The sequence below is a fragment of the Treponema sp. OMZ 805 genome (assembly GCF_050937395.1).
In the GTDB taxonomy this organism is placed as follows: Bacteria; Spirochaetota; Spirochaetia; order Treponematales; family Treponemataceae; genus Treponema.
In genome coordinates this window covers 33,615-47,436 of the sequence record NZ_JACCLP010000015.1, presented here as the reverse complement: position 1 = coordinate 47,436, position 13,822 = coordinate 33,615, and the positions used below count along the sequence as shown (strand labels likewise).

Sequence of the window (13,822 nt, the reverse complement as noted above, 5' to 3'; positions counted from 1 at the left end):
AGGGATTTCCAATGCGTTCCAAACTTAGCCGTCAGTTGCACTTCCCGGTGAAGTTTGTATAGGAATTTGTTCACCTAAATAAAGGGGAGCAGCTTTAATCAGAATTGCACCGGCGGCTTTTATCCGTGCAAGTTGCGTTATACCATTCTTCGTAACATTCCGTACAGACGGCGAAAGTGTAGAACGATAAAAAAACCGATAAGGCTGACAATCAATGCGCCGAATATTACTTTGATTGAACTGATCATTTGAGCAATAAATTGTAACACCACGAAAAAATACGGCTTTTGTTCGAAAATTGAATAAGAGATATGCTAATTGCTTTAATGTCGCATGCCCCTGCGTTAAAATATCAATAACTAAATTAAGTGCTGCAGCAATAATAGAAAGAGCAATAAAAATAACACTGGCAATTCGGATATATTTCGGTATGTCAATGTCTTGCAGTGTCTGCTTTTTCTTTTCTACAGTTTCATTTTCACTCATAATATACTTCTAATGGACTATATATGCTTTCAATCCTTTAGCATCCAAACCTGCCGACAGCTTCCGCAAGTGCGCTTGCCGTTAAACCGTAGTCGGAAGTATGCAGTAGTTTTGCCGCTTCCGCATGGGCAAGGCTTGCAGTATACGCAGCCTCAACGGGAGAATAACCTTGAGCTGCTAATGCGGTAATCATCCCACTCAAAACATCGCCCGTACCCGCTTTGGCAAGCGCATTGCTTCCGAGCGAATTTACAAATACGCGGCTTCCGCAGCCGATAAGCGGATAAGCGCCTTTCAATACTATGACTGCCTGCGGGAAAGCGCCGCAAAACAGTCTCAAATATTCAAATCGGTGATCCTGTATTTCGGCAACACTTACCTGCGCAAGGCCGCTATTTGCAAGCAGACTTTGGAACTCCTTAGGATGCGGCGTTAGAATAGGCGTTTTTAAAAGCGGCAGCAGTTCAGGCAGCTTGGGGTTATGCAGTATGTCGGCGTCAAGAATGAGAGGATGTTCCCGAACGTGCTCTTGTGAAAGGAAATCGAGCGCCCGTGCCTGTGCATCGGAACTTCGCCCTAATCCGGAGCCGATCATCGCGGCGGAAAAGTTTTCGGGCAACTCTGCCGCATACATAAAATCGAACGGGGCAGCAGGCATAGGCGCTCCGAACACGGTAACCAAACCGATACCAAAATGGAGCGCTGCAGAGGCAGCTAGCATACAAGCGCCGGTCTTTTCGCCGCAGAAAAACACACCGTGTCCGTAGCTCATCTTGTGGGTATTTTGTACGGCGCGATGAGGCAACTTCATATCCTCTACGGACAGGAGAAAGGTGTCGGTCTCACCTTCGTAGCAGCGCCGCGGCAGCCCAAGATTACACACATGAATGACGCCGGTATAATCCTTTGCGGCATCGGCATAGAGAGCGATTTTAAGGGCTCCCATCGTACAAGTTTCATCGGCGCGGAACGCAACAGTCGACGGTATACCGAATTCATTTAAACCGCTCGGAATATCGCAGGCAACCTTATAACCTTGTACGGCATTCATCCGATCAATCGCCGCACACATTTCGCTATCGAGGCTGCCGCGGATACCCGTACCGAACAGCGCATCGACAAGTACATCGCAGCGTTCCTGCAATTCAGCAGCTACCGGAATACCGAGCAGACGAAGCCGCTCCCGTTGCAGTTTGCATAATGGTGATTTTGGTTCCTTTACGGAAATGACACGAACGGTACAAAAATCGGCAAGCATCCGCGCAAGTGCGAACCCGTCGCCGCCGTTATCACCGGAACCGCAGACAACCTGTACAAGCGGCGGTTCTACCTGCGGATGCGGCAACACGCTTTGCGGAGTCGATAGCGCTCTATGCGGATACCGCAGATTCCAAATAGGTTCCGCCCCTGCATCACCCTGTATATGTTGCGAGTATGATAACCATGGCGAAAGAACGCTTCGGATACGTTCGGCCATACCTCGGGCAGCATTCTCCATCAGTACGCCGTTTTTTAGACTAAAGGCATCTTCCGCCCGCTTATCAAGCTCCCGTACCGAGTCAAATATCTTTTCCATCAAAAAGTCCTTTCAGAAAGATACCCTCAATTAGATAAACACTGTAATTCCGAGCGTCAGCTATTCTTCTTTCTTTAGAACAACCTGTTCCAGCATAATAAAATTATAAATCTTCGTATAAACGGCAGTCATCCATTCCCGTATCGGTCTGTCCGAATGTTGTTCGATTTCTTTCCAGTTTTGTAGTAAATCACGATGCGGCTTATCATAATCGGCAATACAGTTCTTTATGGCATTTCCAAGCGTCATAATATTTTTAATAGCAACTTTAAGCAATTTAAATGCCGCTTCGTTAACATCATTCAAATGCTTTTGCACCTGCCGACCGGCTTCTTTTTCTCGCTCCATTCGAGACAACAACGTACGGAATTTTACTCCCATTTCGGAAACTTCTGAAAGTTTTTCGTCAAATTCTAAAAGTTTGGTCGAAATATGCATTAAATTATGATAGCTTTCGGAATATTCGGCAGACAGAACCTGCTGTGTCCATTGTCCGCGTACTAAAATTAAATCGGAGAGCGCCCTGACGTCACTCTTAAAGTATTCAACTAAAAATGATTTAAGGTAGTTCATTGCATCGGCATAGATATAACCGTCAAGTCCCCGTTTTTCAAATGCCGCATTGGAGCGCGGATTATAGTTTTTAGTACCTGAAGGAATGGTATTCCCGAATACACGCTGCACTAGCACTGCTACTTGAGAATTCTTTTGTTCCTCAACAATGTCTTTTAACGTATTATCAATAGATCTCTCTATTTGTTTAAGATAGTCGTCGGTAACCTTTTCGGTGAAAGGACTGATTTCCACCGTGTAGGTTGGATTTTTTGTAATGTGCTGAATGATTTTTTCCAGAATATGAGTACGGCGCACGTCATTTAAAAGACCGAGGTGTTTTTTCCACTGAGGGGCGTTAACCGGCTGTACATTCTTGTATGCGGTAATAATTGCAAAAAGCTTTTCCCAATTTGCATCAAGGGAAAGCCCGTTGAGCACAACGATAAAATCGTTTAATTCATCTTTAAGATACTCGCCGTTCACATTCGAAAAGTTCGGCGTATAAGAAAATTTATCTTCCGGTAAAGCAGGATCAAATTTTTTTAAAAAGAAATAATAGTCAAACAGTACAAAGTGGATAAATTCATTAAGCTGCCGGTACAGTGTATCGATTTCATCTATCTTCTTACCGTCAAGTTCACGCATAAAAACATCAAATTCCTTCTGCACCTGAAGACTCAGCTCTTTGGGATTTGTTGTTTTTGCTCGCTCTTTAATCGCTTCGGGTGTTAATTTTTCTCGCAGTTGATGCTGATGCTTTGATAAGTTTTGTTCTACGGTGATAGACTTGAGAACCTTTGAAGAGGCTGCACTTGCAAGAAGCGCTCGTGCAGGACCGACAATCTTATACAGTTCAAAAAAGAAACGAGCCATCTGCTGTTGAAGCTCTTCAGAAGAGGGTTTATACCACTTTCCGAATTTACTTTTTGAAATTTCCTTTGCCAACGTCTTTAAATGCCGTTTCTTTATCGCCTCTGCATCATCCCGCGGAAAAAAAAGCTGTAATATGCGTGTAAGGAAAGATTCTGTTTTCTGTGCCATAGGTATCCTTATAATGAAGAAAATTGAGAAATCTGTCAATCAAAAAAAGCTTTTTCTCTCTTTTCTGCCCCGCAAATTTATGATACTGTGATATTGGTTATCATCAATAATTATAGAAAGATAAAAATACGGCCCCCTTGATTTGGAGCTTGATACTTTCGATATAACGGAGGTTCATTATGCGGCATGATGAAGAATTCGATTTTACCATTGAAACACTCGGCGCCTGTAAAATACCGTCTCCCATTCACCTTTCAAACGTAATCGGAGACCGTATCGCTAATTACGTTACCAATGAAGATTTTATTCGCTTTCGGCTGGAATCTAAAGTAGGAGAGCAGTACGGCCCCTTCAAACGTGAACAGCTGATCGAAAAAGCAGGCCCGCGGGAAAAAATATTTTTTAATCCGAGCCATGTCCATGCAGGCATTATCACCTGCGGAGGATTATGCCCCGGCCTTAACGACGTTATCCGTTCTGTCGTACGCTGCTTATGGAGACGCTACGGTGTTAAACGGATTAGCGGAATCCGCTTCGGTTTTAAAGGACTCCTGCCGGATTACCATTTTGACGTTATGCCCTTAAATCCGACGGTTGTCGATGCATGCCATAAAACGGGAGGAACCATTCTCGGCACCTCGCGCGGCGGCGGCACCCGTGTCGTCGAAATTGTTGATGGAATAGAACGCCTTAACTTGAACATCCTTTTCGTTATCGGAGGAGATGGAACGCAAAAAGGCGCTTTGGAAATTGCAAAGGAGATTGAACGGCGTAATCTTTGTATCTCCGTTGTCGGCATTCCGAAAACCGTTGACAATGATTTGTCATTCATTCAAAAATCATTCGGCTTCGACACGGCAGTCGTAAAAGCTTCTGAGGCTGTCGCCGCCGCCCGTATGGAAGCACAATCTCAGATTAACGGTATCGGATTAGTTAAGCTGATGGGACGGGAATCGGGCTTTATTGCAACGCACACGGCTATTGCGAGCCATGAGGTTGACTTTGTCCTCATTCCCGAAATTCCTTTCGATATGCGGGGCGAAAACGGCTTTTTAAAGCATTTGGAAGACCGTTTGGAGCAAAGCCATTACACGGTCATTGTCGTTGCGGAAGGGGCAGGCCAAGACTTAATGCAGAGCAAAAATGAAACCGATGATTCGGGGAATAAGCGCCTGTCGGATATCGGCGTATTTTTAAAAGAACAAATTGAAACATACTTTAAGTCAAAATCCATCCATATCAATTTAAAGTATATCGATCCGAGCTACCAAATCCGTTCTGCACCGGCAGCGCCGGTTGACTCTATTTACTGCGAACGGCTCGGAAACAATGCGGTTCATGCTGCTATGGCAGGTAAGACTAAACTGATTGTAGGGTTGATGTATAACAAGTTTGTTCACTTACCAATTAGTGTCGTTGTCCGTTCGCGCAACTATGTTGAACCGGACGGCTCCCTCTGGCGCGATGCCCTTGATGCAACCGGTCAGCCTCCATTGATGAAAAATAAGATTCACGAAGACCATACTGAGCATCATTCCGCACATAAGTAAACACCATATCGCCTATTATCGTGCGTAAAGCACAGATATGCGGTGGATTGCCGCCTTCTATAGAAGAGGGCGGCAATTTTTTTAGCGTATAGAGGAACGCACGTCCTTCAGCACAACATCGTGAGAGCCGCCTTCTACAATGCTGGAAGGTGAGACCAATGTTATTTTTGCATTCGTTTGCAGTTCCGGAATGGTTAGCACACCGCAGTTGCACATTGTTGAGCGTACTTTATAGAGCGTTGTCTTAACACCGTCATGTAATGAGCCAGCGTAAGGGACATAGGAATCAACGCCCTCTTCAAACGCAAGCTTACTGTCGCCACCGGAATCATAACGCTGCCAGTTCCGCGCCCGCGACGAACCTTCGCCCCAATATTCTTTCATATAACTGCCGTTTACCAATATTTTGTTTGTCGGGCTTTCATCAAAGCGAGCAAAGTAACGCCCCAACATACAGAAGTCGCTGCCCATTGCAAGCGCCATTGTAATATGATGATCATACACAATACCGCCGTCGGAACAGATGGGGATATAAATCCCTGTTTTTTTAAAGTAAGCATCGCGGGCTTTGGCGACTTCAATAAGCGCCGTTGCCTGCCCACGCCCGATGCCCTTGGTTTCGCGGGTAATACAGATGGAGCCGCCGCCAATCCCTACTTTGATAAAATCAGCTCCTGCTTCCGCCAAAAAGATAAAACCGTCTTCGTCAACAACATTTCCTGCCCCAATGGGAATTTTTTCACCATATTGCTTTTTTACAAACTTAATAGTACGTTTCTGCCATTCCGAAAAGCCGTCTGAGGAGTCAATACACAAAACATCGACGCCGGCGGCAATCAACGCAGGAACCCGCTGCTCATAATCGCGGGTATTCAGCCCCGCCCCCACCAAGTACCGCTTCTTTTCGTCAAGCAGTTCGTTCGGATGCTCTTTTTTGCTTTCATAGTCTTTGCGAAATACAAACGCTACAAGTTTTCCTTCGGAATCAAGAACGGGAAGAGAATTGAGCTTATATTCCCAAATAATATCATTTGCTTCCTTTAAGGTAACGCCTTCACCGGCATAATGAACCTTTTCAATCGGCGTCATAAATTTTGAAACGGTTAAATCCCGCGCCATCCTACTTGGACGATAATCACGACCGGTAATAACACCGAGTAGTTTACCATGTGCAGTACCGTCATCGGTAACAGCGACCGTCGTATGCCCTGTTTTTTCTTTTAAACGCAACACGTCTTCCAAAGTATTCTCAGGTTTTAAGTTTGAATCACTTTCTACAAAACCGGCTTTATAGTCTTTAACGGCAGCCACCATGGCAGCTTGTTTTTCTATACTCTGTGAACAGAAAATAAAGGATAAACCGCCCTCTTTTGCAAGAGAAATCGCCATACTGTCATTGGAAACCGATTGCATAATTGCCGAAACCAATGGAATATTGAGCGTATAGAGCGGTTTTTCTCCGGTAGCAAAACGAGTAAGCGGCGTATGCAGGTCAATATTTTGAGGGCTATGTTCAACGCCGGTATAACGCGGAATTAACAGATACTCATTAAAAGTATGCGACGGTTCTTCATAATAGTACGCCATAATTTCTCCTCACGTTTACATCATATTTTAGGAAGCGTTTTTTATCAATATTTCATTCGACATCGATTATTCACAGCTTACTCACCGATATGACAAATTATCCACAAGTTATTATCAATACGGTTCTATTGCTTTCTCTCTTTTTTAACTGATATAAATAGAATTCATTTTATATTAAAAGAGGGTAAAATCTTTACACATAACACTTTACATAATAGAAACGATATAGGCGATATAACAAAAAACAAAAATCGCAGATATGTGGCTTATAAGATATCCACAACTTCTACACAAGTAATACTGTTATATAATATTAACCGAGTGAAACCTGTGCATTATTATCAACCGCCAGAATAGTCTTACATTCGGAACAGCGGAAGCGACCTGCGCGAGGCGCTTTTAGTTTTTTTGCACAGATAGGACACGAGAAAATTTTAGGGAAAAGATTGGTCTGAGGAGCAGCCTTTGACCCTTTGTTTTTAAAGAAGTCGATAGAGGTTTCTAAAGAATCGTGAATCGTAAAGAAATTAGCGAACCCGAGTAATTGAAACACTTCATAGACTTTCGGCTGAAGGCTTAGCAGAACGATATCACCGCCTCTTCCTTTAACAGCTTTTAAAAATGCGGTAAACGAGCCGATACCTGTGGACGAAACATAATCTAAATGGGAACAATTGAAAATAAGCTGAACATAACCCGCATCAATAAGGGTTGTAACTCTTTTTTGAAAGAATGTTGAATTGTATGTATCGATATATCCCGACAGAATAATCACGATACATTTTTCAAGCCCTTCTACCTTTTGAAGTTGTATCTTGAGGCTTTTGTCTTTTTCGTTGTCGAAACTCTGAATTATTTCTGCATCATTCATATGACAATCCTTTATATCAGTCTGTTATGTTCTTAAATAAAAATTATACCTGTATTCATATCCCTATTCAAGGGGTTTAGATTTAAAACGACGACCATCCTTTGTCAACCGGCATTATAACCCCATTATAAGCGCTATCTTTTAACAAAAAAAGCGCAGCATCTGTAATTGCAGACGGATTAACCAGTTTACCGTCCGGATTTTTTTTTGCCCATAGAACCCGCGTCTCTTCAGGTAACAAGCCGCTATCGGTGAACCCGGGGCAAACGGCATTGGCCGTAATACCATATTGAGCATATTCCATACTCACGGATTTTACAAGAGACATAATCCCTGTTTTTGCCGCTCCGTATACGGCATTTGTCCGAAAACCGCGTAAAATATGCGTTTCCGTACCACCGAATAACAAAATACGCCCCCAATTCCGCGCTTTCATACCGGCTAAAGCTGATGAAACCAGTATTCCCGGCAGGGTAAAGTTCGCATATACGGTTGTGTTCCACTCCTTCGCAGTAGTCATATCAAGCGGCTTTTGCAAAAACGGACCATAAACAATGCACAGGATATCGGCAGCATTGGCATATTTACACAGTTCTTCCACATAGGAGACTTCTTGCAAATCGCAGATAAAACAGGCTACATTTCCTTGGCTGCAAAGACTTGTAACATGGTTTGAATTGCTCCGCCCCTGCATCACGACAGAAGCAGATTCCTCTAAAAGAGCTTGCGCTAAGCAGTACCCAATTCCGCTTGTACCGCCGACGACCAACGCACTTTTACCTTGCAGCACATTATCCATAGCGTATTCCTTCTTATACGGTTTATTAGATAGTCTCCACGCTTATGTCTCTTCCATTATACTCCGAAGCACTTGACATAGCAAGCGTTCTCTACAAAATAATTGCTATGGATACTTCAACCTCTCAAGAACGGCTTCCGGTTGCGGTTATTCTCTGCCACCCTGAAATAAGCCGTAACATCGGCGCCGTTTGCAGAGCGATGGCTAACAATAATTGTACTGATTTACGCATTGTAGGCAATAGAGCGGATTACGACGAAAATGAAATCCTCCGTTTGGCAATTCATGCGGGGGCGCTTTGGCAAAACGCATGCTTTTTTGAACCCTCGATCACCGGATTAAAAGCAGCTGTTGCTGATTGCGGTATTGTCGCCGGAACAACACGACGAGTAGGCGAAAAACGCAAATCATGGGGCATGACACCGGAGGATTTCGCTTCGTTTTCTTTCAATACGGCAGAAGGACTTACCGGCCTTGTATTCGGCAATGAACGAACCGGGCTTACCGATGAGGAATTAAATGTTTGCTCGGTTGCCATCAATATCCCTTCAGCCCCCGATTTTCCATCGCTTAACCTTTCGCATGCCGTGCAAATCGTCTGCTATACGCTATTCCGCGCCTATAGTCCCCGAAAATACGGCTATGAGCGTATCCCTTATACGCGGGTTACCTCAACCTCAGAACATATCAACGACTGTTTATGTAAAATGGGTCTTTTTAAACATGCAGGGAAAGAAGATAACATTCGTTTTTTTCAGGAGATAATTGCAAGAGCGGGATTATCCGCCCGGGAAGCGCAGTATTTGGAAGAACTTTTTCAAAAGCTATGCTATGTTAAATGTCGAAATGCTGAGGGAACAGTACAGGAGATGCCTTTGCTGCAAACACCGCCCGTTCCAAACAATTAAAAAGTTCACGGACATTCCCCGGCCAATTATACTTACACAGCAGAGACAGAGCCTCCCGTGATAAGTGTTTTCTCGTTTGTTTTAAATAATTATATGCCAGCACTCCGATATCTTCTTTATGCTGACGCAGCGGGGGAACGATAAGATGGGCAACATCAAGACGATAAAAAAGATCTAATCGGAAGAGTCCCTGATCTACCATTTCTTGCAGATCACAATTTGTCGCACAAATCAATCTAAAATCAGAAGAGTACTTTTGAGTGCCTCCCAGTTTATAATACTCGTGTGTTTCAAGAACCCGTAAGAGTTTTGCTTGCAAATTCAGTGTAAGATTTTCTATTTCATCAAAAAATAAGGTTCCTTGATCTGCCTCTGAAAAGAGACCTTCCTTATCGATTGCTCCGGTATAAGCTCCTTTACACGAACCAAACAATAAACTCTCTGCGAGATCTTCCGCAATGCAAGTAGTATTTATCGGTAAATATCTACCGGGACGATTTTTAGAATAGTAATGAATGAGCGAAGCAACGACTTCTTTACCTGAACCGCTTTCTCCGTACAGCAATACATGAGAATTTTGCTGTGCTGTCTGTAAAATAAAGTTCCGTATCATTTGAATTTCGATACTCTGCCCCTGCAATTTCGTATAGAGCGGAGCCGTTACCGGATCTATATCGTACATATCGATTATTCGGATAATTTTTCCTTCAAGCGTATTTTGAATAGTATTGTGTAATATATTGAATTCATAAGGAATAGAAAAACATCCTAATATCATATTTGTTGCAAAAGCGGCCTTTTCTACAAAATTACAATGCTGATGTGATAATAAAAAGATAGGTAAAATGGGATATTGCCCGTAAATTTCTTTGAGTATATTCGGCGGATACTCGCCCCCTGCTTCAAAATCAAATAACAGAAAATCGTAGGCTTTTTCTTCTAAGCAAGGTAGGACAGCCCGATTGTCCAATATATAGTCTATAGACCAAACTTTTTTAGACACACAAGCGAGTTTTTCGGCATCTGTCGAAAATGCTGCAACAAACAAAACACTTAGCACAGCCACACCTACAACAGAAAACCGGAAGAGGCAGGAATCGAACCTGCCGTTGCGAATTATGCAACCAACGGTTTTGAAGACCGCGAAGACCACCAGATCCCATCAGCTTCCATTAATAAGAGAAATTATGATTTAGTATAAAGTGAAAGTTTCTTTTAAGCAACCCTACTGCTTTTAATTTTAACGCTATCAAGAGGAAAATTTTCCGGTTTTTTATCTTTTTAGGATTATTATGCTTTACTTATTTGATCTCTAGTGTTCCGTCTTAAACATGACAAATATTTCACTCCCCGCAAAGGGATATTAGAATCGCCGCATGAATAAACTTGAGTGATGAACGGCCAAATATAATCAAATTTAAGCATACAAAGATTGTTTATATATTGCCGATACTATGTTAAAATAGTACCAATGAGCAAGATAACATACCTATCCGTACAGGATGTAATGAAGCAATGTTTGGATTATTTCGATATTGTGTATTGAAAAACCGCCCCGGAAATGATCACCTAAGATTCATTACCAAAAGTCGGCGTATTAGAGTTTTTTTATCCGGCCGGTTCTTTCACACCCGCCAGATACCGAAGCATTTTATCTACTAGGATAAAGGCTTGCGGTGTCAGTGTTTCGAGCCTATCCTGCGGGGTGTGCATCCGTTGCCATGTCTGCGGAATGACGGCGGCAAGCGGCGAATCAGGCGGAACGTGTGCATTGGTGATGATGCACCGTTGAAGCGCTTGAGCGGCGCTTTCGTTGGCGGATATTTCCGCACCGGCCGACCTATGACATCCGGCGGAATGCACGTTACCCGATAGGGGAGTTCCAGCCGAGTGCGGCATATACCGTATCAGCAGCTCCGCTTCCGCCCTCGGCAATACGGTGATGACCTGCGCGGTTAATCCGGCAGAAATAAGCCCTGCGTTGTCGCTGTAGGCGGTCGGCAGCGAAAGCCAGCGCCCCCTGCACGCGGCGTCGGCATAGATACGGCAGCGCCGATGCAGAGCCGTAAGCGCCGCCGTTTTCCGTGTATCCCTGCCGTATATCCCCGACTCGGAAAGGATGAGCGTATCCCCGCTGCCGCACATATCAAACACAAAGATGTCATCCTGCTGCATTGAAAGCGCACGCAATCCTTGCCCCAAACGGTACGCGCCTTGGTTTTTAATACCATCCGCGCCCGCTTCTTCGCCGTCGGTAAAGATAATGCGGATGTTATGCGCATCCCGTTTCTGCAGCAGCGTTTGGGCAAACAGCAGCAGCTGTATACAGGCGGCGGAATTATCATTTGCGCCCTGTGTACCGGCGGCACGGTCATAGTGCGCTATCAGCGTTTTCATCTTAAAGCGGGGATTGTACGAGGATTGCCGGTAGGTAATAACAATGTGAGTTTTATCTTGAAGGGTAACGGTACGGTAGGGAATTCCTTGCGCCGCCAACCATTCCGTTATAAAGGCGCGCCGGTCTGCCGCCGGTTTTAAAAAAGCGTTGAAAAGAGGCGAAGCGATAATCGCTTGAGCTTGTTCAAGAGTCACGGCGGCAGAGCAATCGGGTTATAGAGCGGCTAAGGCTTTTTCAAGCTCGCTTACTAAGTGGGCAAAGTGCTTACAGGCTGCTTCAACCGGTTCGGGAGAAGCCATATCGACACCGGCAATCCGCAGCGACTCGATGGGATAGCGGGAACCGCCGGAGGTTAAAAACTTAAAGTAATCCTCCCGCTCTGTTTTTCCGCCCGAGCATACCCGTTCGGCAAGGGCAAGCGATGCGGAAACACCGGTTGCATATTTGTACACATAGAACGAATTGTAAAAATGCGGAATACGTAAGCCTTCAAGATCACTGTATTCCTCAAAGTGCATCGCGGGGCCGAAGTAAGCGGTCAGCAGTTTGCGGTACTCACTGCGGAGGTTCTCGATGGTAAGCGGCGTTCCCTCTTCAACAAGTTTATGCGTGATATGTTCGTATTCGGCAAACATCGTCTGGCGGTACAGCGTTGCGAGAATATCGCTTACACGAATACTCAGAAGGTATGCCCGCATTTTGGGATCGCTCGTGTTTTTCAGCATGGAACGGAACAACAGCTCTTCATTAAAGGTTGACGCTACCTCCGCTTCAAAAATCGTGTAGTTGTAGCTTAAAAACGGATTGTTCCGCACTGCATACCACGAGTGCATGGAATGCCCGCCTTCGTGCACAAGGGTGAATACATCCCGGATAACGTCTTCTTTATAGTTGACCATGATATACGGATCGCCTTCAAAGCAGCCCCACGAAAAAGCGCCGGAACGCTTGCCCTTGTTTTCGTACCGGTCAACCCAGCCGCCGAGTAACCCGTTCCGCAGCGTGGTAACATATTCATCGCTGAGCGGCTGTAACGCTTCGGTAATCATATCAACGGCTTCGTTGTACGGAGTGTGGCGCCGCACTTCGCCCACCAACGGAACATACACATCGTAGTGCCGCAGCTCATCAAGTTTGAGCGATTTTTGCATAAGCGCATAAAAATGATGCAGCGGCTCCAAGTTTTTCCGGATTGTGCTGATAAGATTGTCGTATACTTCCGTCGGAACCTTATCGGGATAGAGCGCCTGTTCACGGGCGGAGCCATATCCGCGGATACGGGCAAGCGCGATATTTTGCTGCACTTGACCGGTGTACAAAGACGCTATCGTATTTTTGTACGTGTCGAACGTGCCGTAAAATTGCATATACGCTTGCTTACGGATATTCCGGTCGGGATTGATTAAGAACTGTGAATATGAAGATTGCGTAAGCTCTTTCGCTCCGTCGGGAGTTTCAATCGAGCCGAAACGGAAGTCTACATTCGTAAGCGTCGAGAAGCTGCGGCGTTCGACATCCTGCGATTCGGCTAAAAGCGACAGAAGCTTTTCTTCTTTCTCGCTCAATGTATGAGCCTTCAATCTAATCAGTTTTTCGATAAAGATTTTGTACGGAGCAAAAGCAGCGCCGGTCTTTCCGGCAGGATCGATCCAGCCGCGGATAGTCTGTTCGGGAATCTCCAGCAAAGCGGGAATAAACCAGCTTGTTTCGGAAGAAAGTTCCGTGTCCGCCATCATCGCGAGCGAGACCCGTTCGATGTTTTTAGGATCGCTTTCATCCACCGACTTCATCAAAAAGGCATAATGGCTTGTCTTTTCCGAAATACGGGACGCCGCTTCCACCGCCTGTAAACAGCCGAGTACCGTTTCGGCAGTCAGTTTTTCAGGTGCGGCAAAGGCGGTTTTGTAGGTTAATACGCGGTCTTTTGCGGCGGTAATGTCTTTCAGTGAGGCATTCCAGCCTGCATCATTTGTAAAAAGTTTGCTTAAATCCCATTGATCGCTTTTTGCGACCTCCGAGCGGAGGGGTACCGTTGAGTTTTTCATACGTTC

11 protein-coding genes and 1 tRNA gene are annotated in these 13,822 nt (G+C 44.8%); 2 read left to right on the top strand and 10 right to left on the bottom strand.

Going from position 1 to position 13,822, the window contains the following annotated elements; genetic code table 11:
* Positions 1-24 precede the first annotated feature (24 nt).
* The 3 genes from HGH47_RS10835 to HGH47_RS10825 are packed head-to-tail and all read right to left on the bottom strand — an operon-like array spanning position 25 to position 3,658.
* Complete coding sequence (locus tag HGH47_RS10835) at positions 25-486, bottom strand: hypothetical protein (protein ID WP_212565713.1); 462 nt, start codon at positions 484-486, stop codon at positions 25-27.
* A 37-nt stretch (positions 487-523) separates the two neighbouring features.
* Positions 524-2,062 (bottom strand): NAD(P)H-hydrate dehydratase, encoded by a 1,539-nt coding sequence (locus tag HGH47_RS10830; RefSeq protein WP_212565714.1) that lies wholly within the window; start codon positions 2,060-2,062, stop codon positions 524-526.
* Between the two features lie 60 nt (positions 2,063-2,122).
* Positions 2,123-3,658 (bottom strand): DUF5312 family protein, encoded by a 1,536-nt coding sequence (locus tag HGH47_RS10825; RefSeq protein WP_432912321.1) that lies wholly within the window; start codon positions 3,656-3,658, stop codon positions 2,123-2,125.
* A 179-nt stretch (positions 3,659-3,837) separates the two neighbouring features.
* Here HGH47_RS10825 and HGH47_RS10820 point away from each other — a divergent pair, with 179 nt between their 5' ends.
* Entirely contained in the window at positions 3,838-5,208 is a 1,371-nt protein-coding gene (locus HGH47_RS10820) for an ATP-dependent 6-phosphofructokinase (RefSeq protein ID WP_253675911.1), read from the top strand.
* Positions 5,209-5,289: 81 nt separating this feature from the next.
* Here HGH47_RS10820 and HGH47_RS10815 read toward each other — a convergent pair whose 3' ends face one another.
* The 3 genes from HGH47_RS10815 to HGH47_RS10805 form a co-directional block, all read right to left on the bottom strand.
* A complete protein-coding gene (locus HGH47_RS10815) occupies positions 5,290-6,795 on the bottom strand; it encodes an IMP dehydrogenase (RefSeq protein WP_432912318.1) in 1,506 nt (501 codons plus the stop codon).
* Between the two features lie 313 nt (positions 6,796-7,108).
* Positions 7,109-7,666: an STAS domain-containing protein gene (locus tag HGH47_RS10810; RefSeq protein ID WP_212565716.1), complete on the bottom strand. Its 558-nt coding sequence runs from the start codon at positions 7,664-7,666 to the stop codon at positions 7,109-7,111.
* Between the two features lie 82 nt (positions 7,667-7,748).
* The gene (locus HGH47_RS10805) at positions 7,749-8,465 is read right to left on the bottom strand and encodes an SDR family NAD(P)-dependent oxidoreductase (protein ID WP_212565717.1); all 717 of its coding nucleotides are present in this window, start codon (positions 8,463-8,465) and stop codon (positions 7,749-7,751) included.
* A 107-nt stretch (positions 8,466-8,572) separates the two neighbouring features.
* Here HGH47_RS10805 and HGH47_RS10800 point away from each other — a divergent pair, with 107 nt between their 5' ends.
* A complete protein-coding gene (locus HGH47_RS10800; protein ID WP_212565718.1) occupies positions 8,573-9,373 on the top strand; it encodes an RNA methyltransferase in 801 nt (266 codons plus the stop codon).
* On the opposite strand, the gene HGH47_RS10795 is transcribed toward HGH47_RS10800, so the two are convergent.
* The 4 genes from HGH47_RS10795 to pepF all read right to left on the bottom strand — a co-directional run bounded on the left by HGH47_RS10795 (position 9,300) and on the right by pepF (position 13,816).
* Positions 9,300-10,433: a sigma 54-interacting transcriptional regulator gene (locus HGH47_RS10795; protein ID WP_212565719.1), complete on the bottom strand. Its 1,134-nt coding sequence runs from the start codon at positions 10,431-10,433 to the stop codon at positions 9,300-9,302. The genes HGH47_RS10800 and HGH47_RS10795 overlap by 74 nt on opposite strands.
* A 22-nt stretch (positions 10,434-10,455) precedes the next feature.
* Positions 10,456-10,544 (bottom strand) — tRNA-Sec (locus HGH47_RS10790).
* A gap of 437 nt (positions 10,545-10,981) precedes the next feature.
* Positions 10,982-11,965 (bottom strand): M28 family peptidase, encoded by a 984-nt coding sequence (locus HGH47_RS10785; RefSeq protein WP_432912312.1) that lies wholly within the window; start codon positions 11,963-11,965, stop codon positions 10,982-10,984.
* 18 nt (positions 11,966-11,983) lie between these two features.
* Positions 11,984-13,816 carry an oligoendopeptidase F gene (pepF, locus tag HGH47_RS10780; protein ID WP_432912310.1) on the bottom strand — a complete coding sequence of 611 codons (1,833 nt, stop codon included), beginning with the start codon at positions 13,814-13,816 and terminating at the stop codon, positions 11,984-11,986.
* Positions 13,817-13,822 lie beyond the last annotated feature (6 nt).

Excerpts from the sequence above, each read along its gene's own strand:
- HGH47_RS10835 (WP_212565713.1), bottom strand. The coding sequence starts at position 486 with ATGAGTGAAAATGAAACTGTAGAAAAGAAAAAGCAGACACTGCAAGAC.
- HGH47_RS10830 (WP_212565714.1), bottom strand. The coding sequence starts at position 2,062 with ATGGAAAAGATATTTGACTCGGTACGGGAGCTTGATAAGCGGGCGGAA.
- HGH47_RS10825 (WP_432912321.1), bottom strand. The coding sequence starts at position 3,658 with ATGGCACAGAAAACAGAATCTTTCCTTACACGCATATTACAGCTTTTT.
- HGH47_RS10820 (WP_253675911.1), top strand. The coding sequence starts at position 3,838 with ATGCGGCATGATGAAGAATTCGATTTTACCATTGAAACACTCGGCGCC.
- HGH47_RS10815 (WP_432912318.1), bottom strand. The coding sequence starts at position 6,795 with ATGGCGTACTATTATGAAGAACCGTCGCATACTTTTAATGAGTATCTG.
- HGH47_RS10810 (WP_212565716.1), bottom strand. The coding sequence starts at position 7,666 with ATGAATGATGCAGAAATAATTCAGAGTTTCGACAACGAAAAAGACAAA.
- HGH47_RS10805 (WP_212565717.1), bottom strand. The coding sequence starts at position 8,465 with ATGGATAATGTGCTGCAAGGTAAAAGTGCGTTGGTCGTCGGCGGTACA.
- HGH47_RS10800 (WP_212565718.1), top strand. The coding sequence starts at position 8,573 with ATGGATACTTCAACCTCTCAAGAACGGCTTCCGGTTGCGGTTATTCTC.
- pepF (WP_432912310.1), bottom strand. The coding sequence starts at position 13,816 with ATGAAAAACTCAACGGTACCCCTCCGCTCGGAGGTCGCAAAAAGCGAT.